The organism is Kitasatospora sp. NPDC004614 (assembly GCF_042873675.1).
GTDB lineage: Bacteria > Actinomycetota > Actinomycetes > Streptomycetales > Streptomycetaceae > Kitasatospora.
Genome location: NZ_JBIALR010000024.1, coordinates 1 through 22019 on the forward strand (window position 1 = coordinate 1; position 22019 = coordinate 22019).

Consider the following 22019-nt stretch of genomic DNA (forward strand, 5'->3'; position numbering starts at 1 on the left):
CGACGACGATCTTGGCGGAGGTGGTGGCGCGGCTGGGGGCGGCCGCGTTAGAGCTTGCGAAGTCCACTGAGGACCCTTTCGAGCAGCGTGACGTCAGGCGTACCGCCCGACTCGCCCGCCGCGGCGGGCTGGTGGATGGCGACCAGACCGGCTTCCGCCAGGTCTGCAACGAGGATGCGGGCGACACCGAGCGGGACTCCCGCCAGCGCGGAGATCTCGGCGACCGACTTGACCTCACGGCACAGCGCCACGATGCGGGCGTGCTCGGGCAGCAACGCGCCGGGCGGGTTGGTGCCCGTGGTCGAGATCAGCGCCTCGATGGCCAGCTGGTAGCGCGGCCTGGTGCGTCCGCCGGTCATGGCGTACGGGCGGACCAGCGGCTGCTGCTCGTAGCCGTCCGACTGCTGGCCGCCGTAGCCGTTTCCGTACCCGTTGCCGTACGAGCCGGCGGGTGTCGGGGGCATTGCGTCCTCCTTGTGCTGCGGTCGTTCGCCGTCGGAGCCCCGGGCCTGCAGGCTGACCGGCTGTCAGCCGCCGAGCGGCGAAGACTTGGGGGTGGGTGTGCCGGACCCGGTTTCGAGCGGGTCCGGCACAGTGAGGGTGGTGCTGAGGAGCCGAAGGGACCGGACCGGCCGTCAGTGCAGCAGGCTGCCCTGGAGTTCGGCCCGCAGAGCGGGAGTGAGGACCGCGCCGGCCCGGTCGACCAGCAGGGCCATCTCGTAGCCCACCAGGCCGATGTCGGAGTCCGGCGAGGCGAGCACCGCGAGCGCGGAGCCGTCGCTGACCGCCATCAGGAACAGGAAGCCCCGCTCCATCTCCACGACGGTCTGGTTGACCTCACCGCCCTCGAAGATGCGGCTGGCGCCGGAGGTCAGTGAGGTCAGCCCGGAGGCGACCGCGGCGAGCTGGTCGGCGCGGTCCCGCGGGAACCCCTCGGACATGCACAGCAGCAGACCGTCGGCGGAGACCACCACCGTGTGCGACACCCCGGGGGTGTTGTCCACGAAGTTGGTGATCAGCCAGTTCAGGTTCTGTGCGGCCTGGCTCATCATCTGACTCAACTCAACGCTCCTGGTGCTCGGGGCCGAAGCCGTTGTTGCCATCGGCGTCGAACTGGGCTCCCCGGTGGCCCTCGGACGTGCCGCCGAAGTCGAAGCCCGGCCGCTGCTGCGGCGCGGGACGGCCGGGGCCCGGCTGCTGCGAACCGGCCTGGCGGCCCTGCTGGATGCCGCGGCGCAGGTTGGTCAACCGGCCGCGCACCTCCTCCGGGCTGCGCGAGACCTGCGGACCCGTCAGCGGGCTGGCCTCGGCGCTGCCGGAGACCAGGTTGGCCTGCGGGGTGCGACGCGGCAGCCCCGAGATGGTCAGGCCGTCGGTCTGCGGCTCGCGCATCTGCTCGGCCCGCCGCCAGCGCTCGTCGTTCGCGGACGGGCGCCACGGGGCGTCCGGACCGGGACCGGCCGGCTGCGGCTGCGGGGCCTGCGGCTGCGGGGCCTGGGGTGCCTGCGGCTGCGGTGCCTGCGGGGCCGGCCGCTCCGCCGCCGGACGCTGCGGGGCACCCTGCGGGGCACCCGGCGTCGGACGCTGCGGCATGCCCTGCGGACGCTGCTGCTGGAACGGTTCGGCCTGCTGCTGCGGCTGCTGCGGCCGCGCGGCCGGAGCCTGCCGGGCCGGGGCCTGCGGAGCCTGGGCCTGCGGGGCCGGCCGGGCCGGCTGCTGGTCGAACTCGGGCGCGGTGGTACCGGGCCGCTGCGGCTGGTACCCCCGGGCACGGACCTGCTCACGGGCCGGCACCGGGGCGGCGGCCGAATCGCCGGCGGCCGGCAGCGCCATCGGCTGCGGCCGCTCCGCGAACTGCTGCGGGACGGCGCGCTCCTGCGGCACCGGGGGCATGCCCTGGCCCACCGGGTCCGGCAGCACCGGCTCCACCAGGCCCAGGCCCAGCGGGTCGCGCGGGTCGATGTCGGACGCCTCGAAGCGCGGCCGGGCGAACGCGCCCGTCTGGTCCGCCGGAGCGGCTTCCAGCGGGGCGGCCGGCTGCTGCTGCGGCAGCGGACGGCGCGGCGGCTGCTGCTCGGCGCGGCCGTGCTGGGTCGGTTCCCCGCCCGGACGGCGCTCCAGGCCGGGACGGCCGTCGGCGGGACGGGTCCGCTCCGGACCGCCCTGCGGACCCTGCGGGCCCTGCGGACGACGCGGACCGCCCTGCGGCCCCTGCGGAGCCTGCGGGCCCTGCGGACGGCGCGGCGGAAGCCCGCCCTGGCCGCCCGGCCCGCCCTGCAGGCCCGGCGCACCGGATGCACCCGGCACCCGCCGCGGCGGCAGCCCGCCACCGGCCGGCGCACCCGCGCCCGGACCGGCCGGCGCACCGGCGCCCGCGCCCGGACCGGCCGGCGCACCGGCACCCGCGCCCGGACCGGCCGGGGCCGACGGGGCGGACGCACCCGGCGCCGGGTTGTCACGCAGCGACTGGCCGACCGAACGGGTCGGCAGACCACCGGCGCGGCCGCCCTGGGCCGAGCCGGTGCCGAACGCGCCGCCGGGGCCGAAGCCGCCCTGCGCGGGCGCCTCGCCCGGCCCGCGCCGGCCACCCGTACCCGCCGGGCCCGAGGGCGCGGCCGGAGCGGACGGACCGGACGGAGCGCCCGGGGAGAACATGTCGGGGCTGCCGCCCATCGGGCCCTGGCCGAGCTGTGGACGGCCACCCGGGCCGCCCTGCCCGCCGGCCGCCGGAGCCTGGCCGAGCGCGGTGCGCGCGCCGGGCAGGTCGCCTGCGGGGCGGCCCTGCTGACGCGGCGTCGGCGCGACCCCGCGCTGCTGCCGGCCGCCCTGGCCGGGCGCGCCGCCCGGACCGGGCCGGTTGCCGCGCCGCTCGGTGGAGTTGGTGACGTCCACCGGCAGCATGACCAGTGCGGTGGTGCCGCCGGAGTCGGACGGGCGGAGCTGGATGCGGATGCCGTGTCGCAGGGACAGGCGGCCGACCACGAACAGACCCATGCGGCGGGACACCGAGACGTCCACGACCGGCGGGTTGGCCAGGCGTTCGTTGATGTCGGCGAGGTCGTCGGGGGAGAGGCCGATGCCGGTGTCGTGGATCTCGATCAGCACCCGGCCGTCGGGCAGGGCGTGACCGGTGACCCGGACGCGGGTCTGCGGGGAGGAGAACGAGGTGGCGTTCTCCAGCAGCTCGGCGAGCAGGTGGACGAGGTCGTTGACGACGCGGCCGGCGACCTCGGCGGTGGGCACCGAGGCGAGTTCGATGCGCTCGTACTGCTCCACCTCGGAGGCGGCGGCGCGGAGCACGTCGACCAGCGGGACGGGGCGGGTCCACCGGCGGCCCGGGTCTTCACCCGCGAGGACGAGGAGGTTTTCGCCGTTACGGCGCATGCGGGTGGCGAGGTGGTCGAGCTTGAACAGCGAGGCCAGCTGGTCCGGGTCGGCCTCGCGGCTCTCCAGTTCGGAGATCAGCGACAGCTGGCGCTGGATCAGGCTCTGGCTGCGGCGCGACAGGTTGGTGAACATCGCGTTGATGTTGCCTCGGAGCAGCGCCTGCTCGGCGGCCAGTCGGACCGCCTCGCGGTGCACCATGTCGAAGGCGTGCGCCACGTGGCCGATCTCGTCGGCGGAGTCGACGCCGACCGGCTCGACGGTGACGTCGACGTCGTGCGGGTCGCTCTCGGAGAGCGTCTTGACCAGTTCCGGCAGGCGGCGCTCGGCGACGTCCTCGGCGGAGGCCTGCAGACGGGTCAGCGAGCGCACCATCGAGCGGGCCACCAGGGCGGCGCCGGCGATGGCGACGACGAGCACCAGGGCGACCACGGCGGCGTTGATGACCGACTCGGTGTCGATGTCCGACTGCAGCGCCTGGGCCTTGCCGTCGAGGACGTTGAGCAGGTTGTTCTCGATGGTCTTCTCGGCGGTGACCTTGGAGGTCGACTTGTCGAACCAGTCCTTGTAGGACGTGTTGTCGGTCTGCCGGATGCCGTTGGTGTTCAGCGCCTGCTTGGCGAACCGGTCGGCCTCGGCGACGACCTGGTTGTAGCTCATCGCCGCGCGCAGCGTGCGGGCCTCGGCCTCGCCGTAGATGGCGGTGAAGTTGGCGAGGGCGTTGTCCTCGGAGCTCATCAGCCGGACGCCGAAGGTCTCGTCCGAGGCCGACAGGTGCGGGCCCTTGGGGTTGGCGAGCGCGGCGCTGATCAGCGCGCGCTGCATGGAGGTGTACTCCTTGGCCGTGGAGAACTGGAACAGCGCCCGGGTGGTCTTGATCAGCTCGGTGGAGTTCGAGGTGATCGCGATGTCCTGGGTGGCGCCGATCAGGTCCTTGATGATCACGTCGTAGTTGGTGATCGTGGCCTGGATGTTCTCGGGGTCCTTGAACGCGCCGCTCCGGGCCCGGGGCAGCGTGTTGAGGTCCTTGCGGACCTGCAGCAGCAGGGTCTTGGAGCCGGCCAGGTCGAGGTTGTCGAACTTGTCGGCGCTGGCGTTGAAGGTCTTCGACAGCGTGTTGGTCTGCTTGTACGCGTCGGCGATCTCGGGGTCGTTGTCGGCGCTGCCGCCGGTGGCCAGCGGACCGGCCGAGATGTCGCGCTCGTACTGCAGGGCGTTGGCCAGTGCGGTGGCGTTGCGGGCGAGCTCGGCCAGGTCGCTCATCTGGGACAGCTGGCGGGAGTTCGCCATCGACTCCTGCACCCGCAGGCCGCCCAGCACCAGCGAGACGATCACGGGCAGGAACAGCAGCGCGATCAGACGGGTGCGGATTCGCCAGTTGCGCATGGCGAAGCGGCTCGCGCCGGTGGCACGACGGCGGTTGAGCGTGCCGCGCAGCCTGGCGCGGCGGCTCTGCTTGTCGGCCGGCTCGCTGCCGTCCTGCTGCTGGGGCGCGCTCGTGGCGCCCGGGGCACTGCCGGTGGCGGCGGCCTCGGCGGGGGCGCCGAACGGCCGCTCACCCTGGCCTGTCGGCGGTGCCGCCTGGTGGGCGCCGGCCACGGGCTCCCGCGACTCCGGCTCACCCGCGGCGCCGTTGCCCCTCTTGAAACGTCCCTGCACTGGCGTCGCAACCTCTGGACCGGGCGCCCTTCCCCGCCGGGCGGAGATAGAGCGGTGTCGAGTTTTTCCGTGGCATTCCAGCACAGCGGGGGAAGTCCAACAAGGGCCGTTACGACTCGGCGCCCAGGGCTACCCAGTGCGTGCGGCAACTCACGGTCCGTGTTGCTTCGGGTTCGGAATACGGTCCTTTTCGGACACTCGCCCTGGCCATGTCAATAAAGAGGAAGATCGGCTTGTGCGGCAAATGTCCGCAATATACCGGAATGGTGGATTTTGCCATTGGTCCGGAATCACCACTTCCACACACTTTGAACCGGTAATTGTGAGCAAACTCACAGCTCGATGTATAGCTTTGGTCACGGCCGCTGTGGAATGGGCTACCTAACCTGGCAGGGTTGAGCGGAGCCTGCCCAGCGGCGGGCTCGCGCAAAAGTCCGTTCGAGTGAAACAAGGTGCAGACGCAATGTCCGAGACGACCACGACGGCCACCCGTTCCACGGCCAACCCGCGCCGCACCACCCTGGCCTCCGTCGCGGACTTCTCCGAGCTCCCCGGCTTCGGCGCCCGCACGCCCCGCACGTACGCCACCTCGCTGCCCGCCGTCACCGCCAACCCGCGCCGCACCGTCCTGATGGCCGTCCCGGCCACCCGCCTGCCGCAGGTCTGACCCCTGCGCCGATAACCTGGTGGCACAGCCGGGCCCGGCACTGCGGGCTCGGCAACCGCCCGGGAGCGTCCGGGCGGCCGACGAACCGAGAGGTTGCAGGGCTGTGCGTATCGCCAGGTTCTCCGTCCGTGAAGGGAGCCCCGCGGCGGGCTCGGTCTCCTTCGGAATCATCGAGGGGGACGCCGCACAACCCGATTCGCTGGTGGTGCACACCCTCGCGGGGCACCCCTTCGGCGCCCCCCAGCCGACCGGCGAGACCCACCGGCTGCAGGACGTCCGGCTGTTGGCCCCGATGCTGCCCAGCAAGATCGTGGCGGTCGGCCGCAACTACGCCGACCACGCCGCCGAGCTGGGCAACGAGATCCCGGCCGTGCCGCTGACCTTCTTCAAGCCCTCCACCGCCGTCATCGGCCCCACCGAGTCCATCGCGTACCCGCCGTTCTCCTCGGACGTCCAGTACGAGGCCGAACTCGCCGTGGTGATCGGCCGGATGTGCCGCGAGGTGCCGCTCGACCGGGTCCCCGAAGTGATCTTCGGCTACACCTGCGCCAACGACGTCACCGCCCGCGACGTGCAGCAGCGCGAGGGCCAGTGGGCCCGCGCCAAGGGCTTCGACACCTCCTGCCCGCTCGGCCCGTGGATCGAGACCGACCTCGACCCCGCCGACCTGGCCGTCACCTGCACCGTCAACGGCGAACTGCGCCAAGCCGGCCGCACCTCCCAGATGGCCCGCTCGGTCGCCGAACTGGTCGCGCACATCTCCGAGGCGATGACGCTGCTCCCGGGCGACGTCATCCTCACCGGCACCCCCGCGGGTGTCGGCCCCCTGAACATCGGCGACGAGGTCGCCGTCTCCGTCGAAGGCATCGGCACCCTCGCCAACAAGGTCGTCAAGCGATGAAGGATGCAGTAACCGTGGCTGACAAGAACCCCGACGTCCGGGTCCGCTTCTGCCCCTCCCCGACCGGTAACCCGCACGTCGGCCTGGTCCGCACGGCCCTCTTCAACTGGGCCTACGCCCGCCACAACGGCGGCACCCTGGTGTTCCGGATCGAGGACACCGACGCCGCCCGCGACTCCGAGGAGTCCTACAACCAGCTGCTCGACGCGATGCGCTGGCTCGGCTTCGACTGGGACGAGGGCCCCGAGGTCGGCGGCCCGCACGCCCCCTACCGCCAGTCGCAGCGGATGGACATCTACGCCGACGTCGCGAACCGCCTCCGCGAGGCCGGCCACGCCTACCCCTGCTACTGCACCACCGAGGAACTGGACGCCCGCCGCGAGGCCGCCCGCGCCGCCGGCAAGCCCTCCGGCTACGACGGCCACTGCCGCGACCTGACGGCCGACCAGATCGCCGTCTACGAGCAGGAGGGCCGCCCGTCGATCCTCCGCTTCCGGATGCCCGACACCACCCTCACCTTCGACGACCTGGTTCGCGGCCCGATCTCCTTCGACCCCAAGGATGTCCCCGACTACGGCATCGTCCGGGCCAACGGCGCCCCGCTGTACACCCTGGTCAACCCCGTCGACGACGCCCTGATGGAGATCACCCACGTGCTCCGCGGCGAGGACCTGCTGTCCTCGACGCCGCGCCAGATCGCCCTCTACGCGGCCCTCGCGGACATCGGCGTCGGCAACGGCACCACCCCCCGCTTCGGCCACCTGCCGTACGTGATGGGCGAGGGCAACAAGAAGCTCTCCAAGCGCGACCCGCAGGCCTCCCTCAACCTGTACCGCGAGCGCGGCTTCCTCCCCGAGGGCCTGCTCAACTACCTGGCCCTGCTGGGCTGGTCGCTCACCGACGACCGCGACATCTTCGACATCGACGAGATGGTCGCCGCCTTCGACATCGACGACGTCAACGGCAACCCGGCCCGCTTCGACCTCAAGAAGGCCGAGCACCTCAACGCCGAGCACGTCCGCCGCCTCGCCCCCGAAGAGTTCGTCAACCGCCTGGTCCCCTACCTCCAGGCCGCCGAACTCCTCCCCGCGGAGCCCACCGCCGAGCAGCTCGACCTGCTCGCCAAGGTCGCGCCGCTCACCCAGGAGCGGATGGTCGTCCTCTCCGAGATCGTCGCCATGGCCGGCTTCCTGTTCGTCGCCCCCGCCGACTTCACCGTCGACCCCGAGGACGCCGCGAAGGTGCTCACCGCCGACGCCCGCCCCGTCATCGAAGCCTCCATCAAGGCACTCACCGAACTGACGGACTTCACCCCCGACCCGATCCAGGCCACGCTGCGCGAGGCCCTGGTCGACGGCCTCGGCATCAAGCCCAAGTTCGCCTTCACCCCGCTCCGCGTCGCCGTGACCGGACGCCGGGTCTCGCCGCCGCTGTTCGAGTCCATGGAGCTGCTGGGCCGCGAGGAGACGCTGCGCCGCCTCCTCGCCACCCTGGAGCTGCTCCCGGCCTCCTGAGCCCCCCCTGCGGCCCCTGAGGCCGCCTCCGGCACCCCTGCGGGCCAGGTCGCTGACCTGGCCCGCAGGTGTCCTGCGCACGGCCTGCGGTTATCGATTTTGGAGCCGGGCCGGGCGTCGGGTAATGTTCTTTCTGCGCCGCCCGGGCAGGGAGGCGCAAGACACCGAGGAAGGCCCCGCAGGGGTTGAACTCTGGTGGGGTATGGTGTAATTGGCAGCACGACTGATTCTGGTTCAGTTAGTCTAGGTTCGAGTCCTGGTACCCCAGCGCAGCACGCAAGTGATGCATTGCCCCCGTTGTGTAGCGGCCTAGCACGCCGCCCTCTCAAGGCGGTAGCGCCGGTTCGAATCCGGTCGGGGGTACGCAATTCTTGACAATTGCAAAATGAATGAGACAAGCCCCCGTTGTGTAGCGGCCTAGCACGCCGCCCTCTCAAGGCGGTAGCGCCGGTTCGAATCCGGTCGGGGGTACTCTCATTCAAGCTAGGGCCCCCGTTGTGTAGCGGCCTAGCACGCCGCCCTCTCAAGGCGGTAGCGCCGGTTCGAATCCGGTCGGGGGTACTCTTGGGGTATGGTGTAATTGGCAGCACGAGTGATTCTGGTTCATTTAGTCTAGGTTCGAGTCCTGGTACCCCAGCCAAGATTTTCCAAGCTCCGGGCAACCGGGGCTTTTTTGCGTTCCCGGCCCACGTGCACCACGGCGGACGCTGCGGCAACTCGCCCTTCCGGCCCCGGCCCCGGCCCACCCACCCGCCCGCGCACCCACCAACTCAGGTGCACCCCACGGTCCCATGGCGGACGCTGCCGCTACCGGCCGGCATCGCCCGGCCCGCCGCCCTCGGCGTTCCGCCGGCTCGGGTGCACCACGGCTCCGCAGCGGCTGCTGCCGCAACTGGCCGGTGTCGCCTGGCCCGGTGCCCTCGGCGTTCCGCCGGCTCAGGTGCACCACGGCTCCGCAGCGGCTGCTGCCGCAACTGGCCGGTGCCGTCCGGCCCGGCGCCCTCGGCGTTCCACCGGCTCAGGTGCACCACCGTCCCGCAGGGGCGCTTCCGCAGCTCACCGGTCAGGTCTGGCCGCCCACTCGCGCACCCGCCAGCCAGGCGCACCGCGGCTCCGCGGCGGCTGCCACGGCTACCGGCTGCCGGCCCGCCGCCCTCGGCGTTCCGCCGGCTCACGTGCACCGCTGCCGCTCAGAGACGCTGCCGCAGCTCGTCCGGCCCGCGGGTCTTGTTGCCAGCACTCTGGCGCCCACCGTTCAGCCCGTTGTTCGCGCCCCAGCTAACTCGGCGCGCCACCGGCCTGCGTCGGCTGTGCAGGTTGTCGGTCTGGTCCGGCCTGTGGGCGGTGCTCCGCCAACTCACATGCGCCACCGCCCCGCAGAGGCACTACTGCTCGCCGGCCGGGCTGTCTTCAGCGCCCTGGCGACCGCTCGTTGGGTCGTTGCTCGCGCGCCATCCAGCTGGCGCCCCGGCCTGCGGGCCGTGCTCCGCCAACTCGCATGCGCCACCGGCCCGCAGAGGCCCTGCCGCAGCTCACCGGCCTGGTCCTGGTGGTCCGAACGTCCTGGCATCCGCCGTGCTTCGTCGGTGCGTGGTTCCACCGGTCCGGTACGTCGCCCCTGTGCCTCCGCTGTACCGGCGGTCCGCCCGTCACTCGTGGCCTGTGGGGGTTCGCCAACTCGGGTGCCTCACTGTCCTGCTGAGGGCAATTGCTCTGTGTCCCGGTGTTCCCGGGCCGTGGAAACGCGTGTGCCCCCGCCGGGTGGGCGGGGGCACGGGCGGTGGGGGGTGTGTCAGCTGCGGCGGAGGGCCTCGGTGAGGCGGTTGGCGGCTTCGATGATGGCCTGGGCGTGGAGGCGGCCGGGGTGGCGGGTGAGTCGTTCGATGGGGCCGGAGACCGAGACGGCGGCGACGACGCGGTTGGAGGGGCCGCGGACGGGGGCGGAGACGGAGGCGACGCCGGGCTCGCGTTCGCCGATGGACTGGGCCCAGCCGCGGCGGCGGACGCCGCTGAGCGCGGTGGCGGTGAACCGGGCGCCCTGGAGGCCGCGGTGGAGGCGCTCGGGCTCTTCCCAGGCGAGCAGGACCTGGGCGGCGGAGCCGGCCTTCATCGGGAGGGTGGAGCCGACGGGCACGGTGTCGCGGAGGCCGGAGAGGCGCTCGGCGGCGGCCACGCAGATGCGCATCTCGCCCTGGCGGCGGTAGAGCTGGGCGCTCTCGCCCGTCACGTCGCGCAGGTGTGTGAGCACCGGGCCGGCCGCGGCGAGGAGCCGGTCTTCGCCTGCGGCGGCGGAGAGTTCGGCGAGCCGGGGGCCGAGGATGAATCGGCCCTGCATGTCCCTGGTGACCAGGCGGTGGTGTTCGAGTGCGACGGCGAGTCGGTGGGCCGTGGGGCGTGCCAGGCCGGTGGCGGCGACCAGCCCCGCCAACGTGGCGGGGCCCGACTCCAGTGCGCTCAGCACCAGAGCGGCCTTGTCGAGAACGCCGACGCCGCTAGTGTTGTCCATGTCTCGATACTGCAGTCTCAATCAGCGAGACGCAAGTTCAATCTTCCGAGAAAAGCGCCACTCTGGAGTCAGCAGCCAGGGAGAACACCCAGCGCGGAGCCTTACCACGGTGTCCGCATGCTGGACGGTCCGGCGTGCAGGTCACGATGCCGAGCGAGCCTCACAGGGCGGCACGGGACAAGACCTCGACGATCACGAGAAGGCCGGCAGAGCGGCCGGCTGGAGGGAATCCGATGGGACGGACACTCGCAGAGAAGGTCTGGGACGACCACGTCGTCCGGCGCGCCGAAGGCGAGCCCGACCTGCTCTACATCGATCTGCACCTGCTGCACGAGGTGACCAGCCCGCAGGCGTTCGACGGCCTCCGGCTGGCCGGTCGCCCGGTTCGCCGTACCGATCTGACGATCGCCACCGAGGACCACAACACCCCGACCCTGGACATCGACAAGCCGATCGCCGACCCGGTCTCCCGGGTGCAGTTGGAGACGCTGCGCAAGAACGCCGAGGAGTTCGGCGTGCGCATCCACTCGCTGGGCGACGTCGAGCAGGGCGTGGTGCACGTGGTCGGCCCGCAGCTGGGTCTGACCCAGCCGGGCATGACCGTGGTGTGCGGCGACTCCCACACCTCGACCCACGGTGCTTTCGGCGCACTGGCGTTCGGCATCGGCACCAGCCAGGTCGAGCACGTGCTGGCCACCCAGACGCTGCCGCTGGCGCCGTTCCGGACGATGGCGATCACCGTCGAGGGTGAACTGTCCGAGGGCGTCACCGCGAAGGACCTGATCCTGGCCGTGATCGCCAAGATCGGTACCGGCGGCGGCCAGGGCTACGTCCTGGAGTACCGCGGTTCGGCGATCCGCAGCCTCTCCATGGAGGCCCGGATGACCGTCTGCAACATGTCCATCGAGGCGGGCGCCCGGGCCGGCATGATCGCCCCGGACCGCACCACCTTCGACTATCTGCAGGGCCGTCCGCACGCCCCGCAGGGCGCGGACTGGGATGCCGCGGTCGCCTATTGGGAGACCCTGGCCACCGACGAGGACGCGGTGTTCGACGCCGAGGTGTTCATCGACGCCGCCGAGTTGACCCCGTTCGTCACCTGGGGTACAAACCCGGGCCAGGGCGCGCCGCTGGGTGCCAACGTGCCGAACCCGGCCGACTTCGAGGACCCGCAGGAGCGGATCGCCGCCGAGAACGCCCTGAAGTACATGGGCCTGGAGGCCGGTACCCCGCTGCGCGAGGTCAAGGTCGACGCGGTGTTCGTCGGCTCCTGCACCAACGGCCGGATCGAGGACCTGCGGGCCGCCGCCGCGGTGCTTGAAGGTCGTCAAATCGCCGACGGCGTAAGGATGCTGGTCGTTCCGGGCTCGGTCCGGGTCGCCCTGCAGGCGGTCGAGGAGGGCCTGGACAAGGTGTTCACCGCCGCGGGTGCCGAGTGGCGGCACGCCGGCTGCTCGATGTGCCTGGGCATGAACCCCGACCAGCTGGCCCCGGGCGAGCGCTGCGCGTCCACCTCGAACCGCAACTTCGAGGGCCGGCAGGGCAAGGGCGGCCGTACCCACCTGGTGTCGCCCCAGGTTGCCGCCGCCACCGCGCTGCTGGGCCGCCTGGCAGCCCCTTCCGACCTGCCGCACAATGTCGCCGTGGAGGCCTGAGCCATGGAGAAGTTCACCACCCACACCGGCCGCGCCGTCCCGCTGCGCCGCTCGAACGTGGACACCGACCAGATCATCCCGGCCCATTGGCTGAAGAAGGTCACCCGTTCCGGTTTCGAGGGCGGCCTGTTCGAGGCGTGGCGCAAGGACGACGCGTTCGTGCTCAACCTCCCTGAGCGGCAGGGCGCGACGGTCCTGGTGGCCGGCCCCGAGTTCGGCACCGGCTCGTCCCGCGAGCACGCCGTCTGGGCGCTGCAGAACTACGGTTTCCAGGCCGTCATCTCCTCCCGGTTCGCCGACATCTTCCGCGGCAACTCGCTGAAGAACGGCCTGCTGACGGTGGTGCTGCCGCAGGAGACCGTGGACCGGCTCTGGGAGTTGACCGAGGCCGACCCGACCGCGGAGATCACCGTCGACCTGGAGGCCCGCGAGGTTCGCGCGGCCGGTGTGACGGCCTCGTTCGAGCTCGACGACAACGTTCGTTGGCGTCTGCTGAACGGCCTGGACGACATCAGCATCACGCTGCAGAACGAGGCAGATGTGGCCGCGTTCGAAGCGAAGCGGCCGTCGTTCAAGCCGCGTACTCTCCCGGCTGCCTGAGTCACCGCTTTCTGACGCTCGGACAACAAGACCCGCCCCCCTCCGGGGCGGGTCTTCGTTGTTCGCAGGGGAGTTCGTCACCCGTGAATAGACCCTGGTTCTGCGCAACTGCGTACAGATGGCACAATCGTTGCATGCACCACAACCCCGAACCGCCGTACCCGGGTGGCGAACCCGCGTCTGCGGAGGGTCGGGACGGTGATGCCGACTCGGAAGTCACCCTGCTCCACGCACTGGTGGCCGAGCGGTTGAAGCAAGCCCACGCCCGCGTTCACGCGCTGAACGTGTCGACGGACGCAAAGACCGCTCTCACCCGACAACTGCTGATCGTCACGGAGACCGCCAAGCGTGATCTCCCGGAGGCGGCACGGCGGTTGAGTCGCTTTGTGCAGGACCTCGACGAGGGGCGGATGCCGCCCCGGTGAGCACCTCCATGCGCAAATATGTTGCGACACTAGGGTGATTCACGCGTTTGGTAATTGAAAGTCCGCAGATACATACCTAACGTGCGAAAAGAACGGATGGAATCATCCGGCGCCCGTTTCCGAAGGGGAAGACGTGAACAAGGCTCAGCTTGTCGAAGCGGTGGCCGAGCAGCTGGGCGGTCGCAAGGCTGCCGCAGAGGCCGTCGACGCAGTGCTCGACACCATGGTGCGTGCCGTCGTGGCGGGTGACCGGGTGTCGGTCACCGGCTTCGGCACCTTCGAGAAGGTGGAGCGCTCGGCGCGCTTCGCCCGCAACCCGCAGACCGGCGAGCGGGTCAAGGTCAAGAAGACCGCCGTTCCGCGGTTCCGCCCCGGTCAGGGCTTCAAGGACCTGGTCTCCGGCAGCAAGAAGCTGCCGAAGGAGGGCCCGTCCGTCAAGAAGGCCCCCAAGGGCTCGCTGACCCCGGGCAAGTCCGGTGTGGCCGCCACCCCGGCCGCCAAGCGCGCCGCGACCAAGCGGGCCGCCGCTGCCGCCGCCCCGGCGACTAAGAAGACTGCTGCCAAGAAGACCGCCACCACCGCGGCCAAGAAGGCCACGGCGGTCAAGAAGGCCACCACCACGAAGACCACCGCGGCGAAGACCACCGCCAAGGCCACCTCCGCCAAGACCACCGCGGCGAAGAAGACCACCGCGGCCGCCACCAAGAAGGCCGCCGCCGCCAAGAAGACCGCTCCGGCGAAGAAGACCACCGCGCGCAAGACCACGGCGCGCAAGTCCACCGCCAAGTAAGTCGCACCGAGCCTGGTGCCGGAACAGCCGGCGCCGGGGCGGTCAGGCCGTGACGGCCCCACGCCAGGGGAAACCCAGGAGCCGGGGCCGTCGCGGCCTTTTCGCGCCCCCGGACGGGCTGTCGGGACGCCCGGACGGGCTGTCGGGACGGCCTGTCGGGACACCCGGGCGAGCAGGCGTCCTCGGGCCCGGGCGAGCAAGTCTTCGGCCCGGGCGGGCAAAGGGCCGTAGCGGGCCGGGAAATACCGCAGGCCGCGCGGAATTACTTCGGCTGTTCCACCGCGAGGTCGTAGATGATCTCCCAGCGGGAATCCGGAATCACCAGATCAGCGGTCTCCACCGGCCGGTCGGAGTCGTCCAGATACGTGCGCTCGATCAGCAGCACCGGATCTCCGGTGCTGATCCCCAGCAGATTCGCCTGCTCCGCCGTCGCCCGCCCGGGACGCGGCCGTTCCTCCGCGCGCACCACCCGCACGCCGATCGAGGCCATCCGCTCCACCACGCCGTGTCCGGCCAGCGGGCCCAACTCCGGTAGCAGTACGGGAGTTCCGCCGGTGATCGCCATCGGCTCCCAGGATTCGGCGAGTTGGACCGGCTTGTGCTCCAGCGTGAACTCGTAGCGGGTGTGGACGGTCAACTCGCCCGGCTCGATGCCCAGTCGGCGGGCCACCGCGGGCGGCGCCTCCACCCGGGCCTCGCTGTGGGACTCCCAACTCCCGTCCGGCACAGCGGACATCGGGAACGCGGCGACCGTGCGGGCGCGTCGCACCGGCAGTCGCTCCACCGGCTCGCGCAGATACGTCCCGGAACCCGCCCGGCCCTCCAACAGGCCTTCCGCGATGAGGACTTCCTGTGCTCGCTGGAGCACGTTGGCCCCGACGCCGTAGCTGAGCGCGAGCTGCGCACGGGACGGCAGCCGCTCACCGATCGTCCACTCCCCGTCCGCGACCCGGCGGCGCAGATGGTCAGCGATGCGGAGGTACGGAGGGTCCTGTGACGGCATCTGGCATCTCCCGGCGGAAGGCGAGACCTGCCGGATCGCGACAGGACGGGTGATTCAGCTTGACAATCTAATGCATCAGGAGGAATCTAATGGCTTAGATTCACTTTGCGTGATCGGCCGACTGCGGGGGAGAGGCGTGGCGTGCGAACCACCAGGGTGTTCGACCTTGCATCCAGGCTCACCGCCGCCACCGGAGCCGAAGCCCGTATCCGACGCCTCCCCGGCGGCGGTTACCGGGTGGAGGCCACCCTCCCCGGAAACCCGGACGCCGAGGCCCATTTGGTGCTCCTCGACGTGCTCGCCGAGGCCGACCGCTACGGACATCGCCACACCGCCCGGTCCCACACCATCTGGGCCGAACTCGACCCGCCACAGGAGCCGCCGTGAAGGGCCCGCAGTCCGGATACGCCGTCAGTATCGAAGGCATCACCGAATCGGCCTCGTTCGCCTCGCTCGCCGACGCGCTCGCCTCGCTCTGGGGCACTCTGCGGACGCTCCCGCTCGGTTGGACGCAGTACGAGGCCTACCGCTACTTCTTCGGCCCGGGCGCCGCGCAGCGGACCGAGGGATTCCTGGCCCGTGACGGCCACCTGCTGCTGAGCTTCGTCCTGCTCGGCCACAACCGGGCGATCCGGGTGCTCCCCACTACCGTCGGCCCGCTGCAACTCGCCCCGAAGCGGCTGGAGTTGCTCAACACCCCGGCCGTTGTGGCGCTCTGTCTGCACGACGCGCCCGCGTACCCCGACCCGGGGAGCCCCCTCCCGCGCAGCGCCTGACCGAAGTCCGGCCGCCGGGGCGGTCGTTGGGCGACGCGTCAGGCCGACTCGGGGTCCGGGAAGGTGGGGAGGGTGAGGAAGGTGACGCGGCGGTCGGCGCCCTCGCCGGTGGTGCGGATCCGCAGGCGCTGGCCCGGGCGGAGGAGCCGGAGGCCACCGGCGTCGAAGGCAGGCGCGTCGAAGGGGAGGGGCGTGCCGTCGTCGAGCAGGACCGAGCCGGAGCGGGTCGTGGGGTCGAAGGTGAACGCGGTGGCCTGCATGGGAAGCAGCATAGAGCTTCGGAGCAGGGCACCGGTGGCCGGGCCGAGGCCCAGCCGGTGGGCGACGGCCAGGTCCTCGGGGGTGTCGACGTCGCGCCGGACGGACGGTACGTCGAGGAGGTGGAGTTCGGTCGCCCCGCCGGCCGCGTGGCGTTCCCGGGAGCCGGGCCCGAAGGCCGGGCGGAGCGGGGTGCCGGGCGGTCCGGCGAGCAGCACCGTCCCGGTGCCGGGGGCGTCCGCGAGGAAGGCCCGGCGCTGCGCGGGTACGGCGGCGAGGACGCGGGCGAGTTCGGCGGGCCGCAGCGCCGGCAGGTCCGCGGAGAGCGTGGCGACGGGGGAGTCGGGGTGCAGCCGGTGTGCGGCGCTACTGCCGTGCGAGAGCGCCGGGTTGAGCCCGTCGCCGGGTTCGTCGTCGAGGACGGTCGCCCCCAGCGCACGCAGCGCACTCGCGGCGCGCGGATCCCGTCCGACCACCAACACCCGTTCGACCACCGGGCAGGCGAGCGCCGCGGCGACGGTGTCCAGGGCGAAGGCGAGGGCGAGCCGGGGCCGCAGTTCCCCGAGCGCCGCGAGGCGGCTCTTCGCCTCGGCGAGCGGCTTGACGGGGACGATCAGCGTCCAGCCGGTGCCGTCCGGTCGCCGCCCGGATCCGCTGCCCGGGACGGACGGGCGGACGGTGCCTGGGCGTACGGTGTCCTCTGTCATCGGCGTCATTGTGACGTCGGCCGGGGAGGCCTGGCCAGCGGTTCCGGGGCGTCCGGGCCGTCGGCGGGGCGCCTGTGGGCCGGTGGCGGCGGTGGCTGCTCGACACGGACTTCCCTCGCGGGTGAGACTGGTCGGCGCCTCGGAGCCGTGCCCGGCCCCCGGCGAGGGAGAGAGATCAGCGGCACCGCTCGGGCGGCTCGCCGCGCGAATGAGGAGGAGCTGGGGTGGCCCGCCGCTCTAACGCCAGGTTCGGAAACGCCGACTACGGGATTTGGTACCGCCTGGCGGCGGCGCTCGTGAAGCCGGTGACAAACGCCCTGGCGAAGACGGACTGGCGGGGCTGGGAGCACCTGCCCGAGAAGGGCGGCTTCATCGCCGTCGTGAACCACAACTCGGTGATCGACCCGGTGTTCTACGGGCACTGGCAGTACAACTCGGGCCGCCCGCCCCGGATACTCGGCAAGTCCTCACTGTTCCAGGTGCCGTTCATCGGATTCATGCTGCGCAAGACCGGCCAGATCCCGGTGTTCCGGGACTCCACCGACGCCGCCGACGCGTTCCGGGCCGCGATCGACGCGGTCAAGAGCGGCCAGTGCGTGCAGTTCTACCCGGAGGGCACGCTCACCCGCGACCCTGACATGTGGCCGATGACGGGCAAGAGCGGCGCCGCCCGGGTCGCGCTGATGACGGGCGCGCCGGTGATCCCGGTCGCGCACTGGGGCGCGCAGGAGATCATCCCGCCGTACGGCAAGGGCGGAAAGGGCAAGTACCACCTGTTCCCGCGGCACAAGGTGACGGTCGCGGCCGGCCCGGCGGTCGACCTGAGCAAGTACCAGGGCCAGGAGATCACCGCCCAGGTGCTGCGCGACGCCACCGACGACATCATGGCGGCGATCACCGCCGTGCTGGAGGGGATCCGCGGCGAGCAGGCTCCTGCCGAGCGCTACGACATGCGCAAGGCCGCCAAGGACCGCGCCACGGCCGCCGAGGCCAAGCGCGAGCGCGCCGCCAAGGAGGGTGACCGATGACCCGCTGCGCCGTGATGGGGACGGGCTCCTGGGGCACCGCCTTCGCGATGATCCTGGCCGACGCCGGCTGCGAGGTGACCCTGTGGGGCCGCCGCCAGGAACTGGCCGACGCCATCAACAAGGAGCACGTCAACCGGGACTACCTGCCCGGCCTGACGCTCCCGGACACGATCCGGGCGACCACCGACGCGGCCGCCGCACTGACCGGCGCGGACTTCGCGGTGCTCTCGGTGCCGTCCCAGACGCTGCGCGACAACCTCGCGCACTGGGCACCGATGCTGGCCCCGGACACCGTGCTGGTCAGCCTGATGAAGGGCATCGAACTCGGCACCGCGAAGCGGATGAGCGAGGTGATCGAGGAGGTCGCGCAGGTCGGCCCGGAGCGCGTCGTGGTGGTGTCCGGCCCCAACCTGGCCGGCGAGATCGCCAACCGGCAGCCCGCCGCCACCGTGGTCGCCTGCACCGACGAGGAGGTCGCCAAGCGGTTCCAGAAGGCCTGCCACACCCCGTACTTCCGCCCGTACACCAACACCGACGTGGTGGGCTGCGAGCTCGGCGGCGCGGTGAAGAACGTGATCGGCCTGGCGGTCGGCATGGCCAACGGCATGGGCCTGGGCGACAACACCAAGGCCACCCTGATCACCCGCGGCCTGGCCGAGACCACCCGCCTGGGCCTGCGGCTGGGCGCCGACGCGCACACCTTCGCGGGCCTGGCCGGCATGGGCGACCTGGTGGCGACCTGCTCCTCGCCGCTGTCCCGGAACAACACCTTCGGCACCAACCTGGGCCGCGGCATGACGGTCGCCGAGACCATCGCGGCGACCAGCCAGACCGCGGAGGGCGTGAAGTCCTGCGAGTCGGTGCTCGACCTGGCCCGGCGCAACGGTGTGGAGATGCCGATCGTCGAAGCCGTCGTCGACGTGGTGCACAACGGCCGGCCGACCCAGGAAGTGCTGAAGGGCTTGATGGCCCGTTCGGCCAAGCCGGAGCGCCGGTGACCGGAATCGGACGGTAGTCTCAACGCCGATATGAGCATCGAACAGACCTCCCCGAACCAGTCGGCCAAGCCGCGCGTCGCGATCGTCTTCGGCGGCCGGAGCTCCGAGCACGGCGTGTCCGTGGTCACCGCCGCCAGCGTGCTGCGCTCGATCGACCGCAGCAAGTACGAGGTGCTGCCGATCGGCATCACCCACGAGGGCCGCTGGGCCCTGGTCGGCGACGAACCCGCCCGGATGGCGATCACCGACGGCCGGATGCCCGACGTCGACCAGGTCGCCGAGTCCACCGAGGGCCAGGTGGCGCTGCCCCTCGCCCCCGGCAACCGCGACGTGGTGTGGAGCGAGCCCGGCGCCGCCCCCAAGGTGCTCGGCGAGGTCGACGTGGTGCTGCCGCTGCTGCACGGCCCCTGGGGCGAGGACGGCACCCTGCAGGGCCTGCTGGAGCTCTCCGGGGTGCCGTACGTCGGCTCCGGCGTGCTGGCCAGCTCGGTCGGCATGGACAAGGAGTTCACCAAGCGGATCATCGAGTCGCTCGGCCTGTACGCGGGCGAGTACACGGTGGTCAAGCCGCGCGACTGGCAGACCGAGACCGGCCGGGCCGCCGCCCGCGAGCGGATCGCCGCGCTCGGCCTGCCGCTGTTCGTCAAGCCCTGCCGGGCCGGCTCCTCGATCGGCATCACCAAGGTCAAGGACCTCGCCGACCTGGACGCCGCGATCGACGAGGCCCGCCGCCACGACCCCAAGGTGATCGTCGAGAAGGGCGTCGAGGGCCGCGAGATCGAGTGCGGCGTGCTGGAGTTCGAGGACGGCCCGCGCGCCTCGGTGCCCGCCGAGGTGCTGGTCGACGCCGACTTCGAGTTCTACGACTTCGAGGCCAAGTACATCGACTCCTCCGAGGTCGAGATCCCCGCGAAGCTCACCGACGCCGAGCGCACCGAACTCCAGCGGCAGGCCGTCGAGGTGTTCGACGGCCTCGGCTGCGAGGGCCTCGCCCGGGTCGACTTCTTCCTGCTGAACGACGGCCGGTGGATGGTCAACGAGATCAACACCATGCCCGGCTTCACGCCGATCTCCGCCTACCCCAAGATGTGGGAGGCCACCGGCGTGCCCTACGCCGAGCTGATCGACCGCCTGCTGGCCGCCGCGCTGCGCCGTTCCACCGGCCTGCGCTAGTTACTAGGCGCCGTCGCCGAAGCAGTCCGAGTCGGCCGTCCCGTTGATCGTCGGGATGGTCGACCGGATGGCCTCGGTGTACGAGCTCAGCGGGTCCGCGTAGTTGGTGTACGCGCCCGCCGGGACGTGCACCTCCACGTACGCCTTGCGCAGCCCGGTGGCGAACCAGTAGCCGCCCTCCCCGTCCTTGTCCATGCCCCAGCTGACCTCGTCGATGCACGGGCCCTTCCGGTCGAAAGCGCTCATGTAATCCGGCCGGTCCCCGCCGCAGGTCAGCACGGTGCGCGGCGAGGACGCCCAGGCAGCGGTGTACGGCGAGGCCGGGGACGGGTCCTTGCGCGGGTGGCCGAGCACGTCCGCGGGCAGCTTGGCGTCCAGCGCCTCGCAGTACTGCGCGACCTGGGCCTCCGGCGTCGGCGGTTTGACGTCCGGGTCGCCGCTCCAGACGAAGGCCAGCAGCGCGGTGCAGGACAGCAGGACGGCCGGCGGAGCGAGCCAGCGGACCGGTGCGGGAAGGCGGTTCAGGAGCTCACGTGAACGCATCCGTCGATGGTAAGCGCCCCTACAGGCGGACCACCGGACAGGTCAGGGTGCGGGTGATGCCCTCCACCTGCTGCACCTTCGCCACCACAAGACGGCCCAGGTCATCGATGGATTCGGCCTCGGCCCGGACGATCACGTCGTACGGACCGGTGACGTCCTCGGCCGTGATCACGCCGGGGATCTTGGAGATGGACTCGGCGACCGCGGTGGCCTTGCCCACCTCGGTCTGGATCAGGATGTAGGCCTGCACCACAGTGGACCTCCAGGCGGCTGGGTGGGGGGAGTTGCTGACCGGCAGTCTGATCACCACGCTACCGCGCGACAGCGGCACAGGGGAGACCTCGGCACCCCTTGAGGGCGTACGCTGCCGCGCGGGGGGCGCACCCCAGACGGATCACGTGAAGAACGCGGGAGGACGGGCTGATGCAGGGGACCGTGGGCGAGCTCGGCGAGTTCGGGCTCATCCGGGAGCTGACCGCACGGCTGCCGATGACGCCGGCGGTGGAACTCGGGCCCGGCGACGACGCCGCCGTGGTCAAGGCCCCCGACGGACGGGTGGTGGCCACCACCGACGTACTCATCGAGGGCCGGCACTTCCGCCGCGACTGGTCCACCGCGTACGACGTGGGCCGCAAGTGCGCCGCGCAGAACCTCGCCGACATCGCCGCGATGGGCGCCGTCCCCACCGCCCTGCTGCTCGGCCTGGTCGCCCCCGCCGACCTGCCCACCACCTGGGCCACCGAACTGATGGACGGCCTGCGCGACGAGTGCCAGGTGGCCGGCGCCACCGTGGTCGGCGGCGACGTGGTCCGCGGCGACACCATCACCCTCGCCATCACCGCCCTCGGCGACCTGCAGGGCCGCCGCCCCGTGGTGCGTTCCGGCGCCCAGGTCGGCGACGTGGTCGCCGTCACCGGCTGGCTCGGCTGGTCCGCGGCTGGCCTCACCGTCCTCCAGCGCGGCTTCCGCTCCCCGCGCGCCTTCGTCGAGGCGCACCGCCGCCCCGAACCGCCGTACCACGCCGGCCCCGCCGCCAGCGACCTCGGCGCCACCGCCATGGTCGACGTCTCCGACGGGCTGGTCGCCGACCTCGGCCACGTCGCCCGGGCCAGCGGCGTGGACATCGACCTGCGGGCCGCGGACTTCGACGTCCCCGCGCAGATGGCCGACATCGGCCAGGCCGTCGGCGTCGACCCGCTGGTGTGGGTGCTGTCCGGCGGCGAGGACCACGCGATCGTCGCGACCTTCCCCAAGAGCGCCGGCCTCCCGGCCCGCTGGCGGCAGATCGGCGAGGTGGTCCGCCCCGCCCGACCCGGCCGCGGGGGAGTGGTCACCGTCGACGGCGCCCCCTGGGACCGCACCGCCGGCTGGGACCACTTCGCCGAGGGCTAGGCCGCCCGTGGCTACCCCTCGGTAGGCCCGTGAACGCGTA

The 22019-nt window shown here is 71.8% G+C and carries 20 protein-coding genes, 5 tRNA genes and 1 pseudogene; 18 read left to right on the forward strand and 8 right to left on the reverse strand.

Going from position 1 to position 22019, the window contains the following annotated elements; genetic code table 11:
• Positions 1-47: 47 nt before the first annotated feature.
• The 3 genes from ACFYST_RS32360 to ACFYST_RS32370 form a co-directional block, all read right to left on the reverse strand.
• Positions 48-464, reverse strand: a complete 417-nt coding sequence (locus tag ACFYST_RS32360) for a DUF742 domain-containing protein (protein WP_387649183.1) — start codon at positions 462-464, stop codon at positions 48-50.
• 171 nt (positions 465-635) lie between these two features.
• Positions 636-1049 (reverse strand): roadblock/LC7 domain-containing protein, encoded by a 414-nt coding sequence (locus ACFYST_RS32365; protein WP_030057391.1) that lies wholly within the window; start codon positions 1047-1049, stop codon positions 636-638.
• A 13-nt stretch (positions 1050-1062) separates the two neighbouring features.
• Complete coding sequence (locus ACFYST_RS32370) at positions 1063-4983, reverse strand: nitrate- and nitrite sensing domain-containing protein (protein ID WP_387867594.1); 3921 nt, start codon at positions 4981-4983, stop codon at positions 1063-1065.
• A 523-nt stretch (positions 4984-5506) separates the two neighbouring features.
• On the opposite strand from ACFYST_RS32370, the gene ACFYST_RS32375 reads away from it, so the two are divergent.
• The 8 genes from ACFYST_RS32375 (at position 5507) to ACFYST_RS32410 (ending at position 8765) form a co-directional block, all read left to right on the forward strand.
• Positions 5507-5710 carry a hypothetical protein gene (locus tag ACFYST_RS32375; RefSeq protein WP_387649189.1) on the forward strand — a complete coding sequence of 68 codons (204 nt, stop codon included), beginning with the start codon at positions 5507-5509 and terminating at the stop codon, positions 5708-5710.
• A 103-nt stretch (positions 5711-5813) separates the two neighbouring features.
• On the forward strand, positions 5814-6611 hold the full coding sequence (locus ACFYST_RS32380) for a fumarylacetoacetate hydrolase family protein (protein WP_380488852.1): 798 nt from the start codon (positions 5814-5816) through the stop codon (positions 6609-6611).
• On the forward strand, positions 6608-8125 hold the full coding sequence (gltX, locus tag ACFYST_RS32385) for a glutamate--tRNA ligase (RefSeq protein WP_387649192.1): 1518 nt from the start codon (positions 6608-6610) through the stop codon (positions 8123-8125). Before ACFYST_RS32380 ends, gltX begins: the two co-directional genes overlap by 4 nt.
• Positions 8126-8321: 196 nt before the next feature.
• Positions 8322-8393: transfer RNA gene (locus tag ACFYST_RS32390), tRNA-Gln, on the forward strand.
• Positions 8394-8415: 22 nt separating this feature from the next.
• Positions 8416-8488: transfer RNA gene (locus ACFYST_RS32395), tRNA-Glu, on the forward strand.
• Between the two features lie 35 nt (positions 8489-8523).
• Positions 8524-8596: transfer RNA gene (locus ACFYST_RS32400), tRNA-Glu, on the forward strand.
• Between the two features lie 17 nt (positions 8597-8613).
• Positions 8614-8686: transfer RNA gene (locus ACFYST_RS32405), tRNA-Glu, on the forward strand.
• A gap of 4 nt (positions 8687-8690) precedes the next feature.
• Positions 8691-8765, forward strand: a tRNA-Gln gene (locus ACFYST_RS32410).
• A 1152-nt stretch (positions 8766-9917) separates the two neighbouring features.
• On the opposite strand, the gene ACFYST_RS32415 is transcribed toward ACFYST_RS32410, so the two are convergent.
• Positions 9918-10631, reverse strand: coding sequence for an IclR family transcriptional regulator (locus ACFYST_RS32415; protein ID WP_035866446.1), 714 nt, complete (start codon positions 10629-10631; stop codon positions 9918-9920).
• Positions 10632-10864: 233 nt separating this feature from the next.
• On the opposite strand from ACFYST_RS32415, the gene leuC reads away from it, so the two are divergent.
• The 4 genes from leuC to ACFYST_RS32435 all read left to right on the forward strand — a co-directional run bounded on the left by leuC (position 10865) and on the right by ACFYST_RS32435 (position 14101).
• On the forward strand, positions 10865-12286 hold the full coding sequence (gene leuC / locus ACFYST_RS32420) for a 3-isopropylmalate dehydratase large subunit (RefSeq protein ID WP_387867597.1): 1422 nt from the start codon (positions 10865-10867) through the stop codon (positions 12284-12286).
• A 3-nt stretch (positions 12287-12289) separates the two neighbouring features.
• A complete protein-coding gene (gene leuD / locus ACFYST_RS32425; RefSeq protein WP_387649199.1) occupies positions 12290-12886 on the forward strand; it encodes a 3-isopropylmalate dehydratase small subunit in 597 nt (198 codons plus the stop codon).
• Between the two features lie 134 nt (positions 12887-13020).
• Positions 13021-13311: a hypothetical protein gene (locus tag ACFYST_RS32430; RefSeq protein ID WP_380488856.1), complete on the forward strand. Its 291-nt coding sequence runs from the start codon at positions 13021-13023 to the stop codon at positions 13309-13311.
• A 133-nt stretch (positions 13312-13444) separates the two neighbouring features.
• Positions 13445-14101: an HU family DNA-binding protein gene (locus ACFYST_RS32435; protein WP_387649204.1), complete on the forward strand. Its 657-nt coding sequence runs from the start codon at positions 13445-13447 to the stop codon at positions 14099-14101.
• A gap of 262 nt (positions 14102-14363) precedes the next feature.
• Here ACFYST_RS32435 and ACFYST_RS32440 read toward each other — a convergent pair whose 3' ends face one another.
• Positions 14364-15104 (reverse strand): GntR family transcriptional regulator, encoded by a 741-nt coding sequence (locus ACFYST_RS32440; RefSeq protein ID WP_387649207.1) that lies wholly within the window; start codon positions 15102-15104, stop codon positions 14364-14366.
• Positions 15105-15245: 141 nt separating this feature from the next.
• On the opposite strand from ACFYST_RS32440, the gene ACFYST_RS32445 reads away from it, so the two are divergent.
• Together ACFYST_RS32445 and ACFYST_RS32450 are read left to right on the forward strand one after the other, a co-directional pair.
• Positions 15246-15491, forward strand: a complete 246-nt coding sequence (locus ACFYST_RS32445; RefSeq protein ID WP_380488859.1) for a hypothetical protein — start codon at positions 15246-15248, stop codon at positions 15489-15491.
• Positions 15488-15880, forward strand: coding sequence for a hypothetical protein (locus ACFYST_RS32450; protein ID WP_387867600.1), 393 nt, complete (start codon positions 15488-15490; stop codon positions 15878-15880). Before ACFYST_RS32445 ends, ACFYST_RS32450 begins: the two co-directional genes overlap by 4 nt.
• A gap of 254 nt (positions 15881-16134) precedes the next feature.
• On the opposite strand, the pseudogene cofC reads toward ACFYST_RS32450, so the two are convergent.
• Positions 16135-16845 (reverse strand): annotated as a pseudogene (gene cofC / locus ACFYST_RS32455) (2-phospho-L-lactate guanylyltransferase); the annotation flags it as partial.
• 224 nt (positions 16846-17069) lie between these two features.
• On the opposite strand from cofC, the gene ACFYST_RS32460 reads away from it, so the two are divergent.
• From ACFYST_RS32460 to ACFYST_RS32470, 3 genes are read left to right on the forward strand one after another with little or no spacing between them, the layout of a single operon-like run.
• Positions 17070-17873 (forward strand): lysophospholipid acyltransferase family protein, encoded by an 804-nt coding sequence (locus ACFYST_RS32460; protein WP_387649213.1) that lies wholly within the window; start codon positions 17070-17072, stop codon positions 17871-17873.
• Positions 17870-18871, forward strand: coding sequence for an NAD(P)H-dependent glycerol-3-phosphate dehydrogenase (locus tag ACFYST_RS32465; RefSeq protein WP_387649215.1), 1002 nt, complete (start codon positions 17870-17872; stop codon positions 18869-18871). The genes ACFYST_RS32460 and ACFYST_RS32465 overlap by 4 nt, the downstream gene beginning before the upstream one ends.
• Positions 18872-18901: 30 nt before the next feature.
• Complete coding sequence (locus tag ACFYST_RS32470; RefSeq protein WP_387867602.1) at positions 18902-20044, forward strand: D-alanine--D-alanine ligase family protein; 1143 nt, start codon at positions 18902-18904, stop codon at positions 20042-20044.
• A gap of 3 nt (positions 20045-20047) precedes the next feature.
• On the opposite strand, the gene ACFYST_RS32475 is transcribed toward ACFYST_RS32470, so the two are convergent.
• Positions 20048-20587, reverse strand: coding sequence for a DUF3515 domain-containing protein (locus tag ACFYST_RS32475; RefSeq protein ID WP_387867603.1), 540 nt, complete (start codon positions 20585-20587; stop codon positions 20048-20050).
• 19 nt (positions 20588-20606) lie between these two features.
• A complete protein-coding gene (locus ACFYST_RS32480) occupies positions 20607-20840 on the reverse strand; it encodes an Lrp/AsnC family transcriptional regulator (RefSeq protein ID WP_387867605.1) in 234 nt (77 codons plus the stop codon).
• A 170-nt stretch (positions 20841-21010) separates the two neighbouring features.
• Between ACFYST_RS32480 and ACFYST_RS32485 the strand changes: the two genes are divergently transcribed.
• Complete coding sequence (locus ACFYST_RS32485; RefSeq protein ID WP_387649227.1) at positions 21011-21979, forward strand: thiamine-phosphate kinase; 969 nt, start codon at positions 21011-21013, stop codon at positions 21977-21979.
• Positions 21980-22019 lie beyond the last annotated feature (40 nt).